Here is a 522-nt window from a genome sequence, read left to right on the forward strand (position 1 = left end):
CCGTGGCGCTCGAGCCACTCCGGCAGCACGGCGGCGACGGCCGCCACCGGCTCGGGGGACGACGACCTCGGCCACCGGGCCCTGCGTCGCGTCCCACGACTCGGCGCCGTACTGGCCGAGGATGCGCAGGTTCTCCAGCCCCTCCAGCCCGGCGAACCCGCCGAGCTCGAGCGCCTGGGCGACGGGGCGTCCGGTCACGATCGCCACCTGACCCAGGACGCGGCCGAGCCGCTGCAGGGCGGCGACGGAGTCCGGGTGCGCGTAGGCGCGGGTGGGGTCGTCGACGATGTGCGAGAGCGTGCCGTCGAAGTCCAGGCCGAGCAGCGTCCCGGCGGGGTCGGACAGCACGGCGTCACGGCGACTCAGGGCGTCGGGCATGGATCGATCATCGCGTGCCGGACAGGACGACCGTGAGGCGGTCCTCCGACATGCCGGAGACGCGCTCGCGGACGCGGTCGATCCCGAGGTCGCCGGGCCAGCCGCTCGGCGGCCGCGCGCCGGCCGGCCGGGTGGTAGACCGTG

The 522-nt window shown here is 76.2% G+C and carries 1 protein-coding gene; it reads right to left on the minus strand.

Annotated elements, in window-relative coordinates; translation table 11 throughout:
- A partial coding sequence (locus AC2W7G_RS18380; RefSeq protein ID WP_485869699.1) for a trehalose-phosphatase occupies positions 1-378 on the minus strand: 378 nt, incomplete at its 3' end.
- Positions 379-522: the final 144 nt, after the last annotated feature.

The sequence above is a fragment of the Aeromicrobium sp. PFPM2_SD2 genome, from assembly GCF_057364525.1.